A 23047-nucleotide genomic window follows, 5' to 3' on the forward strand; every position below is an offset into this window, starting at 1 on the left:
TTATGCAAGTGCTGCAGCCAGCACATCGTCCATGCTCTTCATATAAAGGATATTCAGACCCTTTGTGATCTCCTTCGATAATTCCGCAATATCCGCACGGTTTTTCTCCGGCACCAGAACCGTCTCCATATGGGCCATCTTAGCCGCCAGGATCTTCTCCTTCAGGCCGCCGATCGGAAGCACACGGCCGCGCAGGGTGATCTCACCGGTCATAGCCACCTTTGCCAGTACCTTGCGGTTTACCACTGCGGAGAACATGGCAGTTGCCATAGTAATTCCGGCAGAAGGACCATCCTTCGGCACGGCCCCTTCAGGAATATGGATATGGATGTCATGCTTTGCAAAATAATCATCCGGCACATCATACTGCGGGCAGATGGAGCGTACATAGGTTAAGGCTGTCATGGCAGATTCCTTCATGACATCGCCCATCTGTCCGGTCAGCTTTAACTCGCCTTTGCCCGGCATCACATTAACCTCGATCTGCAGCGTGTCACCACCGACACTGGTCCACGCAAGACCACGCACAATACCAACCTGGTCTTCTTCATTCGCATCCTCAAAGGTAATCTTCTCCTTGCCAAGGTACTTTTCCAGATTGGACTCGGTAACACGGATGTGTTCCTTTTTGTGTTCCAGATACTCACGGGCAGATTTCCGGCAGATTTCCCCGATCCGGCGCTCCAGATTACGGACACCGGCCTCGCGGGTGTAATTATGGATGATCTTTTTTAAGGCAGAATCAGAAATGACGATCTGATCCTTTTTTAAGCCACAGCGTTTGCGCTGCTTCTCCACCAGATAGTTGCGTGCGATATGGAATTTTTCGTTTTCCGTATAACTGTTGACCTCAATGACCTCCATACGGTCTAAAAGCGGTCCCGGAATGGTCTGTGTCGTATTGGCCGTCGCGATAAATAAAACATTCGACAGATCGATTGGGAGCTCTACATAGTGATCGCGGAACTTCACATTCTGTTCTCCATCCAGCACCTCAAGCAGTGCAGAGGAGGTATCGCCCTTATAATCACTGCTGATCTTATCGATCTCGTCTAAGAGCATGAGCGGGTTAGACACACCTGCCTGGCGCAGTCCATCGACCAGACGGCCCGGCATGGCACCAACATAGGTCTTCCGGTGTCCGCGGATCTCAGCCTCGTCGTGGACACCGCCCAGACTGATACGCACATACTTTTTATTTAAAGCGCGTGCTACCGAACGGGCAATGGAAGTTTTACCAGTTCCCGGAGGTCCCACCAGACAGATGATCGGGCTATTACCTTTCTTTGTCAGGACACGGACTGCCAGATACTCTAATACGCGCTCCTTTACCTGTTCCAGACCATAATGATCTTCCTCCAAGATCTCCTTCGCGTGTTTTAAGTCATTATTATCTTTGGATGTTTTATTCCATGGAAGTTCCAGAACCGTCTCAATGTAGGTGCGGATCACATTGCTTTCCTGTCCGCCGCCCGGCATGCCTTTTAAACGGTCGATCTCTTTCTGGATCTTTTCCTTTACTTCCTTATCTGCCTTTAAGGAAGCAAGCTGCTTTTCGTATTCATCGGCATCGGACATCAGGTCTTCGCCGAGTTCTTCGCGGATCACCTTCATCTGCTCCCGAAGGATATAATCCTTCTGGTTTTTATCGATGTTTTCTTTTACCTTTTCCTGAAGCTCCCGGTGGATCTGGGATACCTCGATCTCATGGATCAGGTTGGAAAGCAGTACCTCGTACTGTCCGGCCAGCGTCGGCTCCTCCAGATAACTCTGGCGGATACGGTAATCCCACGGAAGTTCACTTGCCATCTGGAGCATAAGGCTTTCCAGATCATCGCACAGCATCATGTTTGGCAGGATCTCTTTTGCAAATTTCGGATGCTGGCGCCCATACGCCTCCAGCTTTTCCTTTAAGATGCGGGACATGGCCTCAGCTGCCGCACCATCTACATCGGCCTCCTGCTCCTCTGTGAGAAGCACCTCACCGATCAGCGCAGGCTCCTCGCTGTCCAGGTCAAGAAGCTCCGCCCGCTCCTGGCCCTCTGCCATGACACGGACGATCCCGCCCGGCATTTTTACCAGCTGCTTTATGTAAGAAACAGTACCAATATGATAAAGCTGCTCAAATGCCGGATTCTGGATATCTGGATCCTTCTGTGCGACAAGGCAGACTCTCTGGTCACTGACCATGGCCTTTTCTACTGCTGCGATCGATTTTTTGCGGCTGATATCGAAGCTGATGGTCATTTCCGGAAGCATGGTAAGGCCGCGAAGCGCGATGACCGGCATAGTTAGTATTTTTGTATCTTCCATCAGGTTCCTCCTAAATAGATTTAAACTCAGAAAATGGGAGCCATAAGCTCCCATTTTCATTTACACGATCCGGCTTATGTCATTTAAGCAATTTCGTCGGATTTTTCTTTCTTCAGTCTCTGGGAGAGGGTCTTGCGTGGCACAGCCGTATCGCGGTATACCAGCTCCGGCTCTCCGGTTTTATCTACGACATCCTTGGTAATGGTGCAGATGCCGATATTGTTGTCGGACGGAATTTCATACATGATATCCATCATGACAGATTCCAGAATAGAACGCAGGCCTCTTGCTCCGGTTTTTCTTGCCACTGCAAGCTTTGCAACCTCAGCAACTGCCTCCGGGGTAAACTCCAACTTTACGCCATCTAGCTCAAACAGCTTCTGGTACTGCTTGGTCAGTGCATTCTTCGGCTCTGTCAGGATCCGTGCCAGGGAATGCTCGTCCAGAAGATCCAGGGAAACGGTTACCGGAACACGTCCGATAAACTCCGGGATCAAACCAAATTTTACCAGATCATGCGGCTCAACCTGACGCAAAAGCTCGTCGATGTCTGTCTTGTTCTTATCTACGACCTCTGCGTTGAAGCCAATAGATCCGGCGCTGAGTCTGCTCTCGATGATTCTTTCCAGACCATCGAAAGCACCGCCGCAGATAAACAGAATATTGGTGGTGTCGATCTGGATCAGTTCCTGGTGCGGATGCTTTCTTCCACCCTGCGGCGGCACACTTGCAACCGTACCCTCTAAGATCTTTAAGAGTGCCTGCTGGACACCCTCACCTGATACATCTCGGGTAATGGAAACATTTTCAGACTTCTTGGTGATCTTATCGATCTCGTCTACGTAGATGATACCGTATTCCGCTCTGCTGATATCGTAATCTGCTGCCTGGATCAGTTTTAAGAGGATGTTCTCTACGTCTTCACCGACATAGCCTGCTTCTGTCAGGGCAGTTGCATCGGCAATGGCAAACGGAACGTTCAAGATCTTGGCAAGGGTCTGTGCAAGATAGGTCTTACCGGAACCGGTCGGACCCAGCATCAGGATATTGCTCTTTTGTACATCGACATCGCTGCCTGCCCCGGAGGTGATCCGCTTATAATGATTGTACACTGCGACAGACAGCACCTTCTTTGCTGCATCCTGTCCAATGACATACTCATCTAAGAATGACTTGATCTCCTTCGGCTTCAACAGATTAATTCCCGCTAAAGGCGAAACAGTTTCTACTTCCTCTTCATTTTCTTCTAATTCCTCTGCGAGGATTTCCCCGCAAAGCTCGATACATTCGTCACAGATAAATACATTGTTGGAACCGGCAATCAGTTTTCTTACCTGATCCTGGGTCTTTCCGCAGAAAGAGCATCTGACCCTGTCATCTGTTCTTGTCGGCATAAAATAACACCTTGTCCTTTCCTGGTTGTAACAATTCCTGCACGCCTGGCGTCCGCTTAGTGTTTTGCGATCACCTGGTCGATCAGGCCGTATTTTAATGCTTCTTCCGCAGTCATATAGTTGTCGCGCTCTGTGTCGCGGCAGATGACCTCGTACGGCTGGCCGGTATTTGCTGCAAGAATCTCATTTAATTTCTTTTTGGTCTGCAGGATCTTCTCTGCAACGATCTGGATCTCCGTTGCCTGACCCTGTGCACCACCGGATGGCTGGTGGATCATAACCTCTGCGTTCGGAAGTGCAAAACGTTTTCCTTTTGCACCGCCTGCCAGAAGAAATGCTCCCATGCTTGCTGCCATACCGATACATACGGTAGATACATCACACTTGATGTAGTTCATGGTATCGTAGATAGCCATGCCAGCAGTCACGGAACCGCCCGGGCTGTTAATATATAAGTTAATATCCTTACCTGGATCTTCGGATTCCAGGAACAGAAGCTGTGCCACGATCAGGCTTGCTGAAACGTCGGTCACCTCTTCCCCAAGGAAAATAATTCTCTCTTTTAATAATCGGGAATAAATATCGTAGGAGCGTTCTCCTCTGCTGGTCTGTTCAATTACGTAAGGTACCAATGCCATCGTCAAATCCTCCTGTCTTGTATTGCATTTTCATTGCACACCAGAAATGCGCCCACAGCGCATCTGCTGATTTCTGTCTTTTGCAATGATAGGTGCAGACTCCAGGTCTGGCCCGAAATCTGCACCTAGTCATAATCATACTATTTCCTTTTCTGGAAGATATTATACTAACTTAGCCTCAGCTACCAGGAAATCTACTGCCTCCTGAACAGCCATGTCAGCCTTCATCTGAGCCATTCCAGCCTCACCCATGATGCTCTTGATCTGCTCAACGTCCATCTTGTAGTTCTCAGACATCTTCTTGATCTCAGCCTCTACTAACTCGTCAGACGGCTCAATCTTCTCAGCTGCTACAACAGCCTCGAGTACCAGACGGGTGCGCAGTCTTAACTCAGCCTGCGGACGCATCTGCTCCTGGAGCTGCTCGATGGTGCTGCCGGTGAACTGCAGGTACTGGTCAAAGCTGATGCCCTGGCTCTGCAGTCTGCGTGCATAGTCCTCGATCATGTTGCGAACCTGCTCATCAACCATCGGTGCCGGGATATCCATCTGAGCGTTGTCAACAACCTTCTGTACTACGTTGTTTTCGTTCTCAGCGGTAGCCTGTGCCTGCTTGGTCTCAGCCAGTTTGTTCTTAACATCCTCTTTGTATGCGTCCAGAGTCTCGAACTCAGAAACCTCGCTTGCGAACTCGTCGTTCAGCTCCGGAAGCTCTTTCATCTTGATCTCTTTGATCTTAACCTTGAAGGTTGCTGGCTTGCCAGCCAGCTCAGCTGCATGGTACTCAGCCGGGAAGGTTACGTTTACTTCTACATCCTCGCCGATGTTCTTGCCGATCAGCTGATCCTCAAAGGTATCGATGAAGGAATGGGAACCGATCACCAGGGTGTAGTCCTCTGCTTTGCCGCCCTCGAATGCCTTACCATCTACAAAGCCCTCGAAATCGATCACGGTCTGGTCACCGTCTGCTACTGCACGGTCCTCTACGGTTACCAGTCTGGAGTTCTGCTCCTGAACCTTCTTTAACTCTGCCTCTACGTCAGCATCGGTAACTTCCGGTTTTGCCTTCTCTACTTCGATGCCTTTGTATTCACCAAGGGTAACCTCCGGCTTGGTAGCTACGGATGCAACGTAGATGAATGCTTTGCCCTTCTCTACCTGCTCGATGGAGATCTCCGGTCTGGAAACAATCTCAAGACCGCTCTCTTTTGCAGCGTCCGGGTAGGAAGCGTTGATTGCCTCGTCTACAGCGTCCTCATAGAAAACGCCTGCGCCGTACATTTTCTCGATCATTGCCTGCGGAGCTTTTCCTTTACGGAAACCAGAAATGTTGAATTTGTTTTTATTCTTGTTATAGGAAGTTTTAAGAGCTGCCTCGAACTGCTCTGCCGGTACTTCTACGGTTAATTTCGCCATGTTTTTCTCTAATTTTTCTACCTGTAAACTCATGATATGGGTTCCTCCTTACATCTATGTATGGCCGTCCCGGCAGGGCGCCACACTTCAATTCACCATTATAGCATAGACTTTTTATAATTACCAGTCCTAATTTTGCGATAAAGCCCTCATTTTTCCTACTACATAGGGGTTTACCGGACGGATCTCCATCTCAGGGCGGCCCAGATAATAGCCCTGGAACAAGTCTGCGCCAAGTATCAGCATGGTATGCAGCTCTTCGATCCGCTCCACGCCCTCAGCCAGAACCAGAATATTCCGCTCCTTGCAGTAATGGATCAGGTTTGCCGCCAGCTCCTGCTTATCCGGGTTTTCATGGATTCCTTGCACCAGCTCCATGTCCAGCTTTACGATATTCACATCCAGGTTCAGAAGGCTTCCCTCACTGCTATAGCCGGACCCGAAATCGTCTAAAGCGATCATACCGCCGGTGCGGGCAACTGCGCGGGTTTTCAGTTCCATATCGCTGCTGTTGACCTCTTCCCCTTCTGTTACCTCGAGCACGACCCGCTTTAACAGATCCGGGTAGGTCTGGATCAGTTCCTCTAAGCATTCCGTTGACAGCGAGGTATTCGCAATGGAATTAATGAACAGACGGCTTCCAGCCGGAAGCTCCGTATCGTGCTCCCGGAACCACCTCAGCGCACAGACCCAGGTCAGCCGTTCAAACTGCGGCAGCTTAGCCTGGCGCTTGGCCAATGTCAGCACCTCCTGGATATTTTTCAGGTTCTTACTGTTTGGGCGCATCAGTGCCTCATAACCGAAAACGCCTCCGTCACGGCTGAGGATCGGCTGCAGGGCAAACGGGATATCGCTGCGTTCAAGCAGCTGGTTTAGTTCCTCTCTGCCGGAAAGCAGATAGGAATTTTTCTGGTAGCTGGAAAGATCGAATTCCTGCAATACGCCTTTGGTGCTGTGCTTTGCCATATACATGGCAAAATCCGCATATCTGGTCAGGGTCTGGAAATCCCTTGCCTGGCGCGGATACCAGGTCACACCTGCAGATGCACGCAGGGGAAGCTCGTAGCCATCCTCCACCTGCAGAGATGCCTTTCTTGCATTTGCAAAAAACGTACGGACCTGTTCCCGGATCTGTGCTTCATTTTCCCCGCACAAAAATGCCATAAACTCGTCGCCGGAATGGCGCTCCACCACGGCACCGGACGCAGCAAGAAGCTTTAGCTGGTCTGCAAACAGGCAGATGTAGCGGTCTCCCATCTCATGGCCATAGGTATCATTGACATACTTTAAGTTATCAAGATCCCACATAACAAGCGCTGCACAGGCCAGCTTGCCACTGTTTAGCAAAGCCTCCGTGTTTCTTCGGAATACTCCGCGGTTATAAAGCTGGGTCAGCTGGTCATAATCACGCTCGAGTTCCAGCTTTCTCTGTTTTTCTACTTCTTCCGTTACGTCTAACAAGACTCCCGTCTCATTTCCGTTCTCTGCCTTCACGATCTTTAAGCGCAGATAGCGGTCTGACCCGTCCCGGCTGATCTGGTAAAGACTGACATCCTCACTTTCCCGCAGTCCAGGCCCGAGAACCTGCATCATCTTTGCAAAGCCCTCAGGTTCCAGATAAGCATAGTCCTCATCCGTTTCCTGCAGGCCGAGAAGTTCAAACAGGCTGCGGCTGCAAAATACCTTTCTGGTATCCTGCAAGTATTCAAATACACCGATCGGAACCCCGGACGCATCGAGGATCCGGGAAATACGCATGGCAGATTCTGCCACATCTGCGCTCAGATGCTCAATGGCCCGGCTAAGCTCATCCAGCTCACTGATCCAGGTTCTCTGCAAGCGGATGCGGCTTCCACTTTCTGAAGAGCGCAGCTGCCGGATCAGGCGCCGGATCGGCTGGGTAAAATATTCTCCATACAGCAATGCAAACAAAATACCAGGGATCAGGGTAAATGCACAGCCCATCAGCAGACCGTTCATCAGCTTCTGGAAAATGGATTCCATTACACTCTGCCTTCGGAGCACAACGGTCAGCCATTCGGTCTGAAAATAAGGAGAATCCTTTCCATAGATCGGAAGCTCCATGGAATTTAGGTACCAGGCATCGCCGTTTGCATCAAGGAGCTTTTTCATATCCGGCCATTTTGTGTCCGTATAGGAAAGTGTTTCCATGCTTCCAAAGCAGCAGTTATACGCAGAGCCATAGGAAACGACCGGAATCAGCTGGCTTGTGCCTGTTTCCCTTTTTGCGATCAGCTGGATCGTATCTGCATCACTGTGAAACAGCTCGTTTTTCAAAAGGGAATAGATCTGGCTCTTGCTCATGGTGCCGCCAAGAACACCGACCACGGCACCATCTCCAATCACAAGAGGAATGGAATAGCTGACGCCGTCCGTATCGGACTGGATCACAGGGGAAATCTCCCCAAAGTAACCGTACTGGGCAGCCACCCCAAACGGCTTTGCCCCCTTCGCAATGGTAAACGGATCATAAAACTGATACACACCTGCAGCGTTGCAGGTCATGTCAAAGTCCATCTCCCAGTCTCTGGAAAGCGGGATCTTATAATTATTGGAGATTGATGCCGCACCACGCAGCAACAGCAGGTCCGAATTGTCTGCAGCATAGCTGCTGCTATCTGTATCCATGACAGCAACACCTGCTTTGTGGCCGTTTTTGCTCTGGCTGGATACCGGACCATTTAAGATCACATACACGCTGTTTCCATAGCTTCTGTGGAGCAGATTCAGAACATCCGGCATGATTCCATTTAAGATCTGGGAATTCAGCTTCCAGTCCGTCTGGATCGCTTCCGGCTGCATTCCCCGTTCCTTTAAAAGCGCCTGGATCCTTTTCTGGATCGTATCGGAGGAGCGGATATCACTCAACCAGTGCTGCACCATTTCCCGTTCCAGAAGAAGCTCATTGTTCTGCACATCCTTCTCTAAGGAGCTGATCTCATTCATATAAAGGCTTTTTGCCACCATGCCATTGGATAGAAAGACCATCATAAACACGGTCTGGACCACCAGGATCAGGCAAAATGGAATGATAAGCCTGGACTTCATGGATCTTGCACTTTTCATGAAATTAACCTCAATCTGTCAGATTTTCAAGCTGGTTCTGCGTATCCTCGTACCACTCTTCAAAGATCTCAGCGGTGTCAAATTGTGCAACCGCATCTTCCAGTGAACTGCCCTCTGCAAGTAGTGCAAGAACCTGCTCACGGTTTGCCTTTGCCAGCTCCGGCATGGTACGGTCGATCACCTTTCTTGCATCATTTGCATGTTCAAACGGCTTTGCCGTGTAAAGCTCATACTGGTTCACCTGTGCAATGGCAGTGTCTAACATAGCTTCCAGCTTTGGATTCAGTTCCTTCCCGTTTTCTTTGAAATAGTCGGTGATCTCTTTCATATCATTTGCACTTTTTTTGACCGGAAGGTAGCCGGATGCCGCAGAAAAGCGGACATTTTGACTGTCCTGCGTCAGCCATTTTAAAAAGGTAACGGCTGCTTTTTCTGTTTTTTCATCGGAACCAAACATGACCACTCCCGCGCCCTGCTGGACCGCGCAGGCATCTGTTCCTTCAAAATTCGGGAGCGGCGGCATGCTGCAGGTGATCTCCTGGGTCGTTCCGTCATCGTAGGTAACCTGCTCCGGTGTGTAGGCAGCTCCGCTGGTAGATCCGGCATATGCTATGATGCGGCCTGTTTTTAAGTCATCACTGCGGAATTTTCCCTCCTCCAGATAATAGCCGCGGATATAAGGCTCATAGTAATTGTCCCAGAGACGGCGCATGGTCTCTTTATCGAAATCGGTCTTCATGGTGCCCTGGTCCCCCGCATAAACGGCATGTCCCAGCTGGTGGCTTCCGATCAGCATATAGTTTGCAAAGGAATCGCGGCCGAAAAATGCCTGGCCATCACCGGGCTGTTCTGTTTTTGCATCGGTCCACTCATAATACGCCTTTGCTGTTTTTGCAAGGCCCTCCCAGGTGGAAAGCTCCTCCAGGGATGCACCTGTCTCCTCTGCAAACGGCTCCCATGCTGTCATGTTGACGGTAAGCACCTCCGATGATTTTGCGACAGGAAAGATCATCATGGAATCCTCTCCGCCGAAATCGCCCTCTTCCACATAGCCGGAGACATAGCTGTCATATTCCTCATCGGTCAGAAATGATTTATAATCCACGATCAGGTCTTTTTTGTAAAGGTCATAGGCAGTATCTGCATAAGCTGAGCAAAGATCCGGCAAAGGATCACTTCCGGTTTTTCCATCCATACTTGCATAAACTGCATCCTGAAGCTCTGTCACACTTCCCTTGCTGGTAGTCTCCACGATGATCTTTTCATCTACTCCTACCGTATCATTAAACTCCTGCACCAGCTGGTCGAACTGCTCCTTCTGCTCTCCATTATAATAATTCCACATGGTAATATGTACCGGTCTGTCATCCGGTGCTTCTGCGCGGCTGCATGCAGCCAGTGTGAAAGTACCAGCCATCAGAACCGGAAGAACAACCGTTCTCTTCATAAAATGATTCACCTGACCCTTTCTTTTCTTTATTGCTCCCGCATTGCCGTTTTCTGGCAAATGGAACAATAACGTTTTCCCACATTTCTATCCATCATACCACAAACCCTTTATTTTTCCAACGATTTCCTGTATACTCATGGTAAAGAATTACAAATTTTCTTGTATTTCTGATAAAGAACGCAAAATTCGACACAAAAGGAGAAATTATGGAAATTGAACGAAAATTTCTGGTCCCGGCTCTGCCGCCTGATTACCAGTCATGGGAAGCCATTCAGATGGAACAGGGCTATTTAAGCACAGCCCCGGTTGTCCGGGTCCGGAAAGAGAATGACGAATACTATCTCACCTACAAATCAAAAGGGCTCCTGGCGCGGGAGGAATACAACCTTCCGCTCACCAGAGAGTCCTATGAGCACCTGCTTTCCAAGGCCGACGGAATCATCATCACAAAAACGCGCTACAAAAAGCCGATCCAGGGCACCAGCCTTACCATCGAGCTGGATGTATTCTCCGGTGCATACGATGGACTGGTGCTGGCAGAGGTTGAATTTTCCTCGGTCGACGAGGCCAATGCGTTTGTTCCCCCTGCCTGGTTTGGGGAAGATGTCACCCTCTCCAGCAAGTACCAGAATAGCCGTCTGAGCCAGGCAAATAACAATTTAAATGTATGACAAAGGCCGTGTGAGTTGCCTTTCGGCAACTCACACGGCCCTATTAAAATTAATCAAATTATTATTTCTTTGCAATATATTTGCGGATATCGAGGGCGATTGCCACGATGATTACGATACCCTGTACAATGTACTGGTAGTTTGTCTGGATACCAAGGAACTGCATGGAAGATTTCAACAGCTCGAATACCAGAACACCGATGACAACACCGGAGATACGGCCGATACCACCATTAACGGATACACCGCCGATGGTACATGCTGCGATTGCCTCCAGCTCATAGCCCTGACCCATGTTAACGCTGGCACCGCCGGCTTTTGCGCCAAGCAGGAAGCCTGCAATCGCATAAAGGGCTGCAGCAGTTACGTAGATGATGATCTTGGTTTTCTTTACGTTTACGCCGGATACCTCAGCAGCAGCCTCGTTGCCGCCGATCGCATACATGTATTTGCCGTGACGGGTGTAGTTGAATACGAACCACATAACCAGGCCAATCACAAATGCGATGATGAACATGTACGGGACCTGGCCAAACAGTTTCCCGGTTGCGATCGCGGTGTAAGCCTTGCGGTAGCCGCCCAGAGGAGTTGCGTTGGTGTATACCAGGCAGATGCCGTATACAGCCAGCTGCATGCCCAGGGTGCCGATGAAGGCCGGTACATTTAAGTAAGCGATAACGATACCATTGATCAGGCCGAAGATGCAGCAGATCAGGATACATAAAGCCAGAACACCGAATACCGGCATATCGCCTAAATTCGGGAAAAACTTACCGCTGTAGTCTGCGGTCTGAAGTAAGGTACCTGCGATACAGGAAGCAAGACCTACCATACGGCCTGCGGAAAGGTCGGTACCTTTGGTGATCAGACAGCCGCTGACACCAAATGCGATGATAACACGTGCTGCGGTATTTACGGAAATGTTGGATAAGTTGTTCCAGGAGAAGAAATTATCCTTGGTAATGCCGGTGATGAGTACCAGCAGGAGCAGAACAATGATGATACCATTGTCCAGCAGGGTTTTCTTTATATCAATATTTTTTTTATTCATCCTCGTATCCTCCTTAATTGTTTCAATCCACAGTTGGCAGTTTGCAATTCATCACCTATCGTGGATGAGAGAATCCTTGCTACCATTAGTTGAACTGAGTAGCCATACTCATGATGTTTTCCTGAGTTGCTTCCTCACCGGAGACCTCACCGGTCATCTTTCCTGCACACATTACCAGAATCCGGTGTGACATACCGATTAACTCCGGCATCTCAGAGGAAATCATAATGATGGATTTGCCCTGTCTTGTCAGTTCGATCATGATCTGGTAAATCTCGTACTTCGCGCCGACATCGATACCTCTGGTCGGCTCGTCCATGATCAGCACGTCCGGATTGTTGGCCAGCCATCTCGCAATGATAACCTTCTGCTGGTTACCACCGGAAAGAGACTGGATCAGTGTCTTGCTGCTCGGGGTCTTGATACTCAGCTTTGCTACATTTTCCTTAACAAGCGCTTCGATCTTGCCGGTGTCAAGCATCGGTCCGACCTTTAAGTAGTTGTTAAGGGAGGAAATGGATACGTTGTCCGCGATGGAAAGGCATCCAAGGATACCGGTACCACGGCGGTCCTCTGTGATCATTCCGATACCATCTTTGATGGCATCACGCGGTCTGGATACCTGGATCGGTTTTCCGTGGACCAGAACCTCACCGCTCTTAATATGGCGCATACCGAAGATTGCCTCCATCAGCTCCGTTCTCTGGGCTCCGACCAGGCCACCAAAACCAAGGATCTCGCCCTTCTTTAACTGGAAGCTGATATGCTGGAAGGAACGCTCGTGGATGCTGCAGAGGTCCTTCACTTCCAGAACCACTTCATCCTGAATGGTATTCTCCATCGGAGGATAAACGTTGGTGAGCTCACGGCCAACCATCTGGCGGACGATTTCGTCATCGCTGATGTCTTTGACCTCCCAGGTTCCTACATAGGTACCATCACGCATGATGGTAATATCATCGGCGATCTCACGAATCTCAGCCATCTTGTGGGAGATGTAGATCATGGATACGCCTCTGGATTTAAGATCCCGCACGATGCGGAACAGCGCCTCTACCTCGTTATCGGTAAGAGAAGATGTCGGCTCGTCGAGGATCACGACTTTCGCACTCATAGATACTGCTTTTGCGATCTCTACCGACTGCATCTGCGCAATGGAAAGAGATCCCAGTTTCGCCTTCGGATCATAAGGCATTTTTACGTTTTCCAGCCATTTGGCTGCTTCCTCATTCATGGTCTTGTGGTCAATGACCTTGAACGGACCATAGCTTTTTAACGGATAACGGCCCAGATACATATTCTCTGCGATCGTTCTCTCCGGGATCGGCTGCAGCTCCTGGTGAACCATGGCCAGTCCTTTATGTAAAGCGTCATCTGGATTCAGGATCGTCATTTTCTGTCCATCCAGATAAATCTCGCCTTCATCCATTTTATAGATGCCAAATAAACATTTCATCAGGGTAGATTTTCCGGCTCCGTTCTCCCCCATTAACGCATGGACGGTACCGGGACGGACTCTTAAGTTGATGCCGTCGAGGGCTTTTACACCCGGGAAGCTTTTGCAGACTCCCTTCATTTCCAACCTGTACTCTGCCATCCCATTCTCTCCTTTCTGACTCCGTACCGGCTTTTTCAGCCGTTTTCTGCACCGGCCAGCTATCCTAAGCCGCCGTTCGCATTTCTTTAAAAATCGGGTGTGTCAGACGACACACCCGAAAGATGAATCACTGTTAATTACAGGCCAGAGTCTGACTATTTGATGATGTCAAGAATATCTGCTGCGTTGTCCGGGGTAACCTTTACATAGTCAACCATGTTAACCGGATCAACAGACTCGCCGTCTAAGTATTTCACTGCCATGTCAGCTGCGGTCTTAGCCTGGCCGATGTAATCGTTAAATACGGTACCGGTCATCTTGCCATCGGTGATGTTCTGAACTGCCTCGGTCAGAGCGTCAACACCTACCAGATAGATGTCCTCGTTAACTTTTCTGCCTGCTGCATCGATTGCCTGCAGTGCACCAAGTGCCATTGCATCGTTGTTACAGAAAACAACCTCGATCTTGTCGCCGAACTGGGTTAATGCATCCTGAACGATCTGCTGGCCCTTTGCCTGATCCCAGTCGCCTCTCTGGAGCAGAAGCTCTTCAACCTCAACGCCTGCATCGGTCAGAGCCTTGATGGAGTACTCGGTTCTGTACTGGGCATCTACGTTCTCCGGATCACCCTGAACCATGATGTAGCTTACTTTGCCATCGCCGTTGATATCGCCCTTGGTCTCGGTCTCGAGGATTTCCTCGCCCTGGTAAGTACCGGACTGTCTTGCGTCAGCACCTACATAAGTAGCGTTGATACCATCGGAAGCCCATCTCTCTTCCTCTGCGGTATCTGGCTCACGGTTGATGTAAACAACCGGGATTCCAGCGTCTTTACACATATCGGTAACCTGCGGTGCGGAAGAAGACTGAACCAGGTTTAAGATCATAACGTCAACGCCGGAAGCGATGAAGTTCTGGATCTGGTTGGTCTGCTCTGCCTGATCGCCCTTACCATCCTGAACGGTGATGTTCTCTTTCTTGAAGCCAAGGTCCTCGGTTAAGTATCTCTCTAACTCGGTACGGTACAGAGTCATGAAGTTATCATCGAATTTATAAATGGAAATGCCGACTTTCTTGTCTGCGTAGTCGCCGCCTGCTGCTTCTTTCACTTCTGCTGCAGTGGTCTCTGCTGCTTCGGTAGCTGCCTCAGTTGCTGCCTCGGTAGCTGCTGCGGTGGTCTCTGCCGGTTTGCTGCCGCCGCATGCTGTCATAGACAGAATCATGCAGGATGCCATTGCCATAGCGGTTACTTTCTTTGTTAATCTCATGATGTAAATCCTCCCTTTAAATAAAATTGTCATAGTTTGTAAGTTTTTGTTTACTTTCTCCATCTGACAAGCTCATTATACTGGTGGATTGTGCAATTTTCCATAGGATTTTCTTTTCAGCATTATGGATTTTTTTTGATTCTACAATTTTTTATGGATTTAAGTTGTCTTTTGTGACATGATTCTGCGTGGTCCAGTAGTATTTTCCGTCTGTCAGGCCGATTTTTTCCGAAATTGGTTCACCCAATCCGGCGGATGCCGCAATCGTGAAGATTGCGTCTGCGTAACCGCTTTTATCGGAAGATACCGTCCCCAGCATCTTTCCGCTTTTTACCGCATCCAGTCCCGGGGTCGTTCCATCGATCCCAACCACACGGATGCGGTTGATGCCAGCGCGGTCCATTGCATCGATGGCGCCAAGTGCCATGTCATCATTGTTGCTGATGACCAGTTCGATCTTATCCGGATAAGCCAAGAGCCACTGCTCCATCAGCGCAGAGGCCTGCGAGCGTTCCCAGTTTGCAATGCCCCCTGTGATCTTCTCGATCGGAACCCCGCAGTCCTTTAAGGTCTGTACCGACCATTCGGTACGGATCAGGGAATCCTGATGATTGCTCTCTCCCTCTAAAAGCACATAGCTGATCACCCCGTCTCCGTTTTTATCGAGCGATGCAGGGTCCTTTGCATACTGGTCTGCAACAATCTGCGCCTCCAGAACTGCAGATTCCTTTGCATCCGCGCCTACATAGTAAAGCTTGTCCCAGCGGTCCATGTCTTCCTCAACCGGCTGCCGGTTAAAAAACACGACCGGAACATCTGCCGCCATGGCCGGATCGATGATGCCGGAGGAGGTTGTCCGGTCTACCGGATTGACGCAGAGTGCGTCACAGCCCAGGAAAATAAAACGTTCCACCTGTTTATTCTGGGTATACTGGTTTCCCTTCGCATCCTGAATGTCCAGGGTCACCTTAATGCCGGTTTCCTGTTCATACTTTTTTGCCTTCTTTTCCAGTTCCGTGCGGATATTCCCGATGAAGGTATCATCGGCCCGGTACAGGCTGACGCCGATCCGGAGCGCATTTTTCTTTTCCGGTTCCCTGCCCGCCTGACAGCCGGAAAGAAGACCGCAGGCCACAAGCAAACCAAATGCAAGGCGTACAATGCTTCTATTTTGTAATTTCATGCCGGTTTACCTCCTATTCAATGGGATAGAGCATTTTTTCAAATTCCGGGGAACGCAGGTCATCCTTCCGGATGTAATAGCTGTCGAGCACCGTCTCTTCCTCCAGTTTCTGGTTCGATAAGATTTCCACTGCCCGCTTAATGCTTAAATAACCGATACTAAAATCATCCGTCACGCAAAGCCCGCTTATGATGCCGCGGTCTAAGTAGTTCAGGATCTGCGTTGTCGTTCCGCGGCCATAGAGTCCCTCCACATGTTCCTGGTATACACTGCTGTCTTCCAGGATCTGCGCTGTTTCCAAAAGCGCTTCCGGGTCCAGGGCAATGACCAGCGCACGTGAGGTTTCCGGATAGACAAACCCTTCAATCGTCCTCCGGAAGGTATCCCCATCCTGCCGCTCCAGCTGTTTTACCTTATACCCGCCTCCGCGCAGGACAGTTTCCACGCCGTCCATAAAATGCCGTCTGGCTGCAGATTCTTTTTTTGTATAAAACAGATAGACCGGAACCTCTGCCGTATGGCAGGCCATTACCTGCTTTGCCAGTTCTCTTCCCATAGCATCATAATCCGCAGTTACCACAGAAGAAACCTTGTCTCTTGGAAGAGCGGCATTCACAAGCACCAGAGGGATCTGGATCCGCTTTTCCGCCAGAGCCTCCTCCAGCTCACTTTCCGCTTCCGGCATCACAACCAGTGCCTTTGCACCATCCTGCTGTTCTCTGGCCATCCGTTCGATCTGCTGCGCTGGAGTTTCGCCTTCATAGAGCGTGATCATACTTACATCCGCATTCAGCTCGATGGCCGCCCGGTCAGCCCCCTTCTTAAAATTCTGGTAGGCTTCGCCGGTGCTGTCATCCAGGATCACCGACACCGGGTAAATTTCCGTTTTCCGTTCCTTAATGATCAGGTCTGTTGAAGAAAGCAGATACAAAAAGACCAGAATCACGCCAAAGATCACTAACCCCCACGTTTCGCGCTTTCTCATTGTGCCTTCTCCTTTTCCTCTTTCTCCTGGATCTCCCGGTAATCGACCGCCGGCAGATGGATCCGGATCGTAGTTCCCTCATCCGGCTCCGATTCGATAGAAAGTCCATATTCATTTCCAAAATACAGCCGGATCCGCTCATTGACATTTTTCACACCGATCCCGGAGCCACGTTTCGATGATACATGGGCATGCTCTGTCAAAAGGCTTTCCACCTGCTCTTCTGTCATGCCAAGTCCGTTATCCTGAATGGTAAACCACAGTCCATCTTCTTTCTGCACTGCCGTTACCGCAATAATCCCGTCTCCATCCTTAAATTCCATGCCATGATAGATTGCATTCTCCACCAGCGGCTGCAGCATCAGCTTGAGGCTTGCCAGTCCCAGCACCTCCGGGGCGGCATCGATGGTGTAGGTAAATTTGTTCTTAAAGCGCATCTGCTGGATCATTAAATAGTTGCGCACATGCTCCAGCTCATCGCGCACCGTAATAATGCTTTTTCCTTTGCTTAAGCTGATGCGGAAGAACCTGGCAAGCGCCGTCACGACCTTCACCGCTTCGGATTTCTGTTCATTCTCGATCATCCAGACGATAATGTCCAGCGTATTATATAGGAAATGCGGGTTGATCTGGGACTGGAGTGTGTCAAACTCGCTTTTCCGTTTTGACTCATGCTCCGCCACGATATCCTGCATCAGTACCTTGATCTGTTTGGCCATATCGCCGATGGAACGGCCAAGATGCCGGATCTCGTAGGAGCCGCCCTGGTAAACCTCCGCATCGAGGTTTCCTGTTTCCAGAGCATTGACCGATTTTTCCAGTTCCCGGATCGGCACCGTGATACGCGATGAGATCGAGGCATTGATGATCATTAGGATCAAGAGGAACAGGCCGACCAGAAATACCATGAACAGCTTGGTTTTTAAAGTATTCAGATAGCTGTCCTGCTCCGGCGTCACTCCCACCAGCTTCCAGCCGGTATAGCCCACCGACTTGACAGTCACATCCCGGATCCTGCCCTGGTAGGACTCCCGGTAATTTCCATCGCGGTGCCCCACCGCAGCCTGGATGTTTTCTTCCAGCTGTCCGGCATCGATCAGCTGCATCTGCGGGTGATAGATCAGCTGCCCGCCAGAGCTAATCATGTATAGATAACCGTGGTTTCCCATGGTGATGCTGTCTAAAAGCTGCTTTAAACTTCCATAGGTAATATCGATCAGCAAAATTCCCTGTTCCGTGGAAACACCACGGGTCAGCTCCACCGCTCGGGTCAGGGTAATGACCCAGGTATACTGGTTTTCATCATTATCGAAAATATACTGGACATGCGGCATTGTAAAATGCAGGTTTTCCGTCCGCTCCAGCGTATCGGAAAACCATTCCTCCTTTGTCACATCCAGATCTGTTTTGATGCGGGCAGCCGGCACGGTATCCACCAGCTCCCCATCCTTGGAAAAGAGCGCAATGTTCGACACATAGTCGCGGCTGCTGTCGTAAAGCAGGTTCAGCTCGCTGTGGATGCTTTCGTCCGAGAGATCCGCATTTTTGATCACATCATAGTACAGCGAATCCGACAGCTTCATGATGGTGCGCAGGTAAGAATCCACAGAATGATTTACCTGGGCTAACATTGTCTGGTTTTCCTCCTGAATGACAGATGTCATCTGGCTTACCAGACGCCCGTAAAAGGAAATGCCCATCAGGACCAGTGCAGTCAGTGCGCTGATGGTAAAGTAAAGATAAATGATAGAGCGGATGCTGACCCGGCTGAAGCGCTCGGATAATGTCTTTCCTGTCATATTCTATCCCCTTTAGCTGCTTTGTGATCCACGGTATTTGGTCGGCGAGATGCCGAACCGCTTCTTAAACACATAGCTGAAATAGTTCTGCTCCTGATAACCTACCTTCTGTGCGATCACATAGGTCTTATCATCTGTCTCGTTTAAAAGCTCCACTGCTTTTTGCAGACGCACCTCTGTCAGGTACGCAATGTATGTCTGGCCCGTCACCTTGCGGAACATCGTTGAAAAGTAAGCCGGACTCATATGAAGCTCTCGGCAGATCATCTCCACGGAAAGGGATGGGTCCTGATAGTGACTCTCGATATAGCGTCTTGCCTCCAGGATCACCTTTTTGGTCGTATTGTCACGCTCTCGGTTTAAGCTTTCATGGATTCGCAGGCAGGCACCCAAAATCCAGGCTTCAAATTTCTCTGGTTTTCCCAGCGCAGCAGGAACGTCCATATACTGCTTTTCCGTGTCGAAAATTTCCTTTGTTGTCAGATTGTACTGCTGCATCAGTCTGGTCACACAGTTGAATAAGGAAAGCATGTAGAGCTGCTGCTGTCTGGCATGCACCTTGGCATCGTCCATACGCAACATCAGTTTTTTTACGGTTTCCCGGATTTTTTCTTCCGGCCCGAACTTCACCGCCGTGACAAAGTCATTTTCGTCGGTGTTATCAAATTTCAGTTTTCCGCGGCTCACCGGCTCCACGTCGTTGATATAAATGGTATGTCCGGTTCCCACAATGGTCTTATAGCCAAGGGCATCCACCGAGGACTGATAGATCCGGCTGATCTCAGAAAGTTCCTGACAGCTGTGCCCGACTGCGATCGTCACAGTGACATCCAGCACACGCCTGCACTCCTTGCAGATATCGCCGAGACGGTCCAGAAGACCGGTCTGGGAATTGTCCTCATCGATCACCGCGATCAAAGCCATACCTGCTGAGGAGTTAAAAATGGTAAACCGGCAGTAGTCCTTTAAATGGTCCTCTGTGATCTGGCGCACGGAAATAGGCACCAGTTCTTTCTGCAGGGCAGCAGGATGGTCAGAAGCCTCGGTCTCAATATGTAACAGCGCTGTGATCCATTTCTTCGCATGCAGGATGTCAACGCTGTATTCCTGAAGCTTTTCTTCGATCATGGCGGTATTCGCACTTCCGCGCACCAGGTCATTTAAGAATACTTCTCTTAAGATTGGAAGACTTCTCTGGTAGCTTTCCCGTAAGATCGCCGCATCCCGGCGCTGGCTGATCTCCTCATCCAGATTCTGCTTTACCCGTCTTAAAATCTCTGAAAGCTCCTCTACATTCACCGGTTTTAAGATATATTCCGTCACATTCAGCTTGATCGCCTGCTGTGCATACTCAAAATCGTCAAAGCCAGAGAAGATCAGCACCTTCATGGAAGGGTATTTCTGGCGGATCTTTTCCGTCAGGGTCAGCCCGTCCATAAATGGCATGCGGATGTCCGTCATAACAACCTCCGGCTCCAGCTGCTCGATCCGCTCCAATGCCTCAGCTCCGTTTTCTGCGTCACCGACCACTTCAAATCCCAGACTGCTCCAGTCAATTTTCCGTATGATGCCCTTGCGCACCTCTTCCTCGTCATCTACCAGGATGATCCGATATAAACTCATAGCCTGCTTCTCCTTTAATTCTTCATCCATAGTTTTCATTCTTAATTTCCTGCAGATTCCGGACCAGAAGCCGGTTTTTCTCCGGCATTCCCACGCAGATCCGGTAATAGCCGGATGCCAGACCATCAAAATTGCTGCAGTCCCTAAGAAGGATTTTCCGTTTTAAGCACGCCTGCAGCAGCTCCCCCGGATGGTCTTCTTCGATGTAAAACAGGATAAAATTACTGTCAGACTTAAATACCGTAAAGCCAAGCTCCTGTAACTGGCCGCTCAGCCATGCACGTTCTGTCCCGATCAGTATTCTTGCCTGCTTCAGATACTCCTGCTCCTTCAGTGCTGCGATTCCGGCCTCCTGGGCCGGAACTGACACACTCCACGGCTGGCGCTCCTGCCGGATTTTCTGAAACAGTGATCCAGAAGAAGACAACGCGTATCCCAGCCGGAGTCCTGCCATAGCATAGGTCTTTGTGAATGCCCGTAAAATGACCAGCTTCTCGTAATGGCCTGCAAACGGCATCATGCTAAAGTCTTCCGGCTGCTCCAGCAGTTCGCAAAAGCACTCGTCCAGGATCAGCCAGGTCCCGGTCTTTTGGCAGTGATCAGCAAGCTTTTTTACCAGGCTCGCCGGCACAGCATGACCGGTCGGGTTATTGGGATTGCAGAAAAACAATAGACCGGTTTCCGGCGTAATATGATCCAGGGCCGCTTCGATATCCGGCTGGAACCCTTGCTCCTTTTTTAGGGGAAGTGTTTCAATTTCACAGCCTGCTGCCATTAATGCCTGCCGGTATTCTGAAAAAGACGGAGCAAACAGCAAGGCTTTTTTCGGCGCAAGGATCCGCACTGCCTGAAAGATCAGGTCTGCTGCGCCGTTGGCACAGAGGATCCACTCTGCCGGCACATGATGATACCAAGCCAGCGCATTTTTCAATGCTTCACACTCCGGGTCCGGATACCTGGCCCAGCCATCTACCGAATGTTTCAATATTTTCTTAACTCCCTGCGGCATCCCAAGCGGGTTTAAGTTGATGGAAAAATCATGGCTTACCTGATTGCGGTAAACATCCCCACCGTGTCCCGATGCTTTGTATGGCTCCATTACACCAATCCTCCTGTCAGTATCTCAAGCAAAATGATCAGACCGGTTCCGGCAAAAAGTGCCAGCACCGAAGCCAGATACATTAACCGGTTTGCACGCGCAATATCCTCTGGCTCCACCGGGCGGTGTGCGTCCCCGATCGCCGGCTTATGGTTCAGCTTTCCAAAATACCAGGCATCCCCTGCCAGCTGGACTCCCAGTGCTCCGGCACAGGCCGATTCCGACTGGGCCGAGTTCGGGCTTTTATGGTTTCTGCGGTCCCGTCGCCAGATTGCAAATGCTTCTTTTCCGTTCATGCCAGGCAGCAGAAAGGCTGCCACTGCAAACAAAAATCCGGTCAGCCTGGAAGGGATCCAGTTCAGCAGATCGTCAAGCTTTGCTGCCGCACGCCCAAAATACAGGTACTTTTCATTTTTATAGCCAACCATGGAATCCATGGTATTCACGGCCTTATAAAAAAATCCGCCAACCGGACCGGCAAGGAATAAAAAGCAAAGCGGCGCGATCACGCCGTCGGAAGCATTTTCCGCAACCGTCTCCACAGCTGCCTTCGTCACACCCTCCGCCGTCAGGTTCTGGGTATCCCGCCCAACGATCATGGAAACTGCATAGTGGGCACGCTCTAAATCCCCTGTTTTCAATTCCTTATAGACCTTCATACTTTCCGTTTTCAGTGATCTTGCCGCCAGGATCCACCCGTCTAACAGACACATCACGGCAAACTGAAAATATGGATGGATCAAACCGGCCAGAAGCAGGATCAGTGCCGTGACCACAACCGTCACGCAGGGAACTGTCACGGCAAGCGCTGCCCCGGCAAGAAGCAGGCTTTCCGGCTGATCCGGTACTTTTTTCCGAAGCCTTTTTTCCATACACGAAATCAGCTTTCCGATCCCGCAGACCGGATGCCAGAGCCCGTGTGGATCTCCCACAATAAAATCTAATAAAAAACCGATGCAGGCCGCAGCCGCATATTCCATCCAGAGATGTCCGAGTATCATGTCATTCGTTTCCTTTATTGTTTGTCTATGTGCAGCGGTTTTGCAGCTGCGCTGTTATGTTCAGCCTTACTTGATCCGGGTCGCAATACCGCATTGAACCCGGTATACTTTCTCTGCCCGGGCAGCAAGAAGCTGTCCGGCACGCCCCACGGCCTCCCGGTAGATGCGTTTCTCCCGCTCAATGGGCACAATCCCGCATCCAGCTTCATCCAGTGTGATCACCTCGGGCGGATTTTCGAGAAGCTTACGCGTTAAGGCGTCCGGATCTTCGCCTGCCTCCAGGGCTTTCCGGACCTGAAGATGAAAATCCGGCAGGATCTGGGGCTGCTGCTCCACATTTGGATATGTATCTGCTATGTTCAGACGATGATTCTGTTTGTTCTGTTCCTTTTCTTCCCTGCAGATCTGTTCTGCAAACGCTTTCTTTCCCTGAAAGCTTCCTCCGATCACCAGGATCATATTCTTCTTCCTC

The 23047-nt window shown here is 50.1% G+C and carries 17 protein-coding genes; 1 reads left to right on the forward strand and 16 read right to left on the reverse strand.

Features of this window, described 5'->3' with window-relative positions; all coding sequences use genetic code 11:
- The 6 genes from lon to DW922_RS08040 all read right to left on the reverse strand — a co-directional run bounded on the left by lon (position 1) and on the right by DW922_RS08040 (position 10295).
- Entirely contained in the window at positions 1–2313 is a 2313-nt protein-coding gene (gene lon, locus DW922_RS08015) for an endopeptidase La (protein ID WP_118726278.1), read from the reverse strand.
- Between the two features lie 83 nt (positions 2314–2396).
- Positions 2397–3707 carry an ATP-dependent Clp protease ATP-binding subunit ClpX gene (gene clpX / locus DW922_RS08020; RefSeq protein ID WP_118719249.1) on the reverse strand — a complete coding sequence of 437 codons (1311 nt, stop codon included), beginning with the start codon at positions 3705–3707 and terminating at the stop codon, positions 2397–2399.
- 56 nt (positions 3708–3763) lie between these two features.
- Positions 3764–4351: an ATP-dependent Clp endopeptidase proteolytic subunit ClpP gene (clpP, locus tag DW922_RS08025; RefSeq protein ID WP_279221137.1), complete on the reverse strand. Its 588-nt coding sequence runs from the start codon at positions 4349–4351 to the stop codon at positions 3764–3766.
- A gap of 156 nt (positions 4352–4507) precedes the next feature.
- Positions 4508–5794, reverse strand: a complete 1287-nt coding sequence (tig, locus tag DW922_RS08030; RefSeq protein WP_118726279.1) for a trigger factor — start codon at positions 5792–5794, stop codon at positions 4508–4510.
- Between the two features lie 96 nt (positions 5795–5890).
- Positions 5891–8848, reverse strand: a complete 2958-nt coding sequence (locus tag DW922_RS08035) for a bifunctional diguanylate cyclase/phosphodiesterase (protein ID WP_118726280.1) — start codon at positions 8846–8848, stop codon at positions 5891–5893.
- A gap of 10 nt (positions 8849–8858) precedes the next feature.
- Positions 8859–10295, reverse strand: coding sequence for an extracellular solute-binding protein (locus DW922_RS08040; protein ID WP_243032135.1), 1437 nt, complete (start codon positions 10293–10295; stop codon positions 8859–8861).
- 209 nt (positions 10296–10504) lie between these two features.
- Between DW922_RS08040 and DW922_RS08045 the strand changes: the two genes are divergently transcribed.
- On the forward strand, positions 10505–10969 hold the full coding sequence (locus tag DW922_RS08045; protein WP_118726281.1) for a CYTH domain-containing protein: 465 nt from the start codon (positions 10505–10507) through the stop codon (positions 10967–10969).
- 61 nt (positions 10970–11030) lie between these two features.
- Here the strand turns inward: DW922_RS08045 and DW922_RS08050 are convergent, their stop codons facing one another.
- The 10 genes from DW922_RS08050 to DW922_RS08095 form a co-directional block, all read right to left on the reverse strand.
- Complete coding sequence (locus tag DW922_RS08050; RefSeq protein ID WP_118726282.1) at positions 11031–12020, reverse strand: beta-methylgalactoside transporter; 990 nt, start codon at positions 12018–12020, stop codon at positions 11031–11033.
- Between the two features lie 85 nt (positions 12021–12105).
- Positions 12106–13617 (reverse strand): sugar ABC transporter ATP-binding protein, encoded by a 1512-nt coding sequence (locus DW922_RS08055; RefSeq protein ID WP_118726283.1) that lies wholly within the window; start codon positions 13615–13617, stop codon positions 12106–12108.
- 155 nt (positions 13618–13772) lie between these two features.
- Positions 13773–14885 (reverse strand): galactose ABC transporter substrate-binding protein, encoded by a 1113-nt coding sequence (locus DW922_RS08060; protein ID WP_118726284.1) that lies wholly within the window; start codon positions 14883–14885, stop codon positions 13773–13775.
- 151 nt (positions 14886–15036) lie between these two features.
- The gene (locus DW922_RS08065) at positions 15037–16068 is read right to left on the reverse strand and encodes a galactose ABC transporter substrate-binding protein (RefSeq protein WP_118726285.1); all 1032 of its coding nucleotides are present in this window, start codon (positions 16066–16068) and stop codon (positions 15037–15039) included.
- Positions 16069–16081: 13 nt separating this feature from the next.
- The gene (locus DW922_RS08070) at positions 16082–17053 is read right to left on the reverse strand and encodes a substrate-binding domain-containing protein (protein ID WP_118726286.1); all 972 of its coding nucleotides are present in this window, start codon (positions 17051–17053) and stop codon (positions 16082–16084) included.
- On the reverse strand, positions 17050–18852 hold the full coding sequence (locus DW922_RS08075; protein WP_118726287.1) for a sensor histidine kinase: 1803 nt from the start codon (positions 18850–18852) through the stop codon (positions 17050–17052). Before DW922_RS08075 ends, DW922_RS08070 begins: the two co-directional genes overlap by 4 nt.
- 12 nt (positions 18853–18864) lie before the next feature.
- The gene (locus tag DW922_RS08080; RefSeq protein ID WP_347560283.1) at positions 18865–20514 is read right to left on the reverse strand and encodes a response regulator; all 1650 of its coding nucleotides are present in this window, start codon (positions 20512–20514) and stop codon (positions 18865–18867) included.
- The gene (gene cobD, locus DW922_RS08085; RefSeq protein WP_118726288.1) at positions 20498–21574 is read right to left on the reverse strand and encodes a threonine-phosphate decarboxylase CobD; all 1077 of its coding nucleotides are present in this window, start codon (positions 21572–21574) and stop codon (positions 20498–20500) included. Before cobD ends, DW922_RS08080 begins: the two co-directional genes overlap by 17 nt.
- Positions 21574–22575, reverse strand: a complete 1002-nt coding sequence (gene cbiB, locus DW922_RS08090) for an adenosylcobinamide-phosphate synthase CbiB (RefSeq protein ID WP_243032136.1) — start codon at positions 22573–22575, stop codon at positions 21574–21576. Before cbiB ends, cobD begins: the two co-directional genes overlap by 1 nt.
- 66 nt (positions 22576–22641) lie before the next feature.
- A complete protein-coding gene (locus DW922_RS08095; protein WP_118726289.1) occupies positions 22642–23034 on the reverse strand; it encodes a bifunctional adenosylcobinamide kinase/adenosylcobinamide-phosphate guanylyltransferase in 393 nt (130 codons plus the stop codon).
- Between the last annotated feature and the right edge of the window lie 13 nt (positions 23035–23047).

Source organism: Clostridium sp. AM42-4 (assembly GCF_003480105.1).
In the GTDB taxonomy this organism is placed as follows: domain Bacteria; phylum Bacillota; class Clostridia; order Lachnospirales; family Lachnospiraceae; genus Brotaphodocola.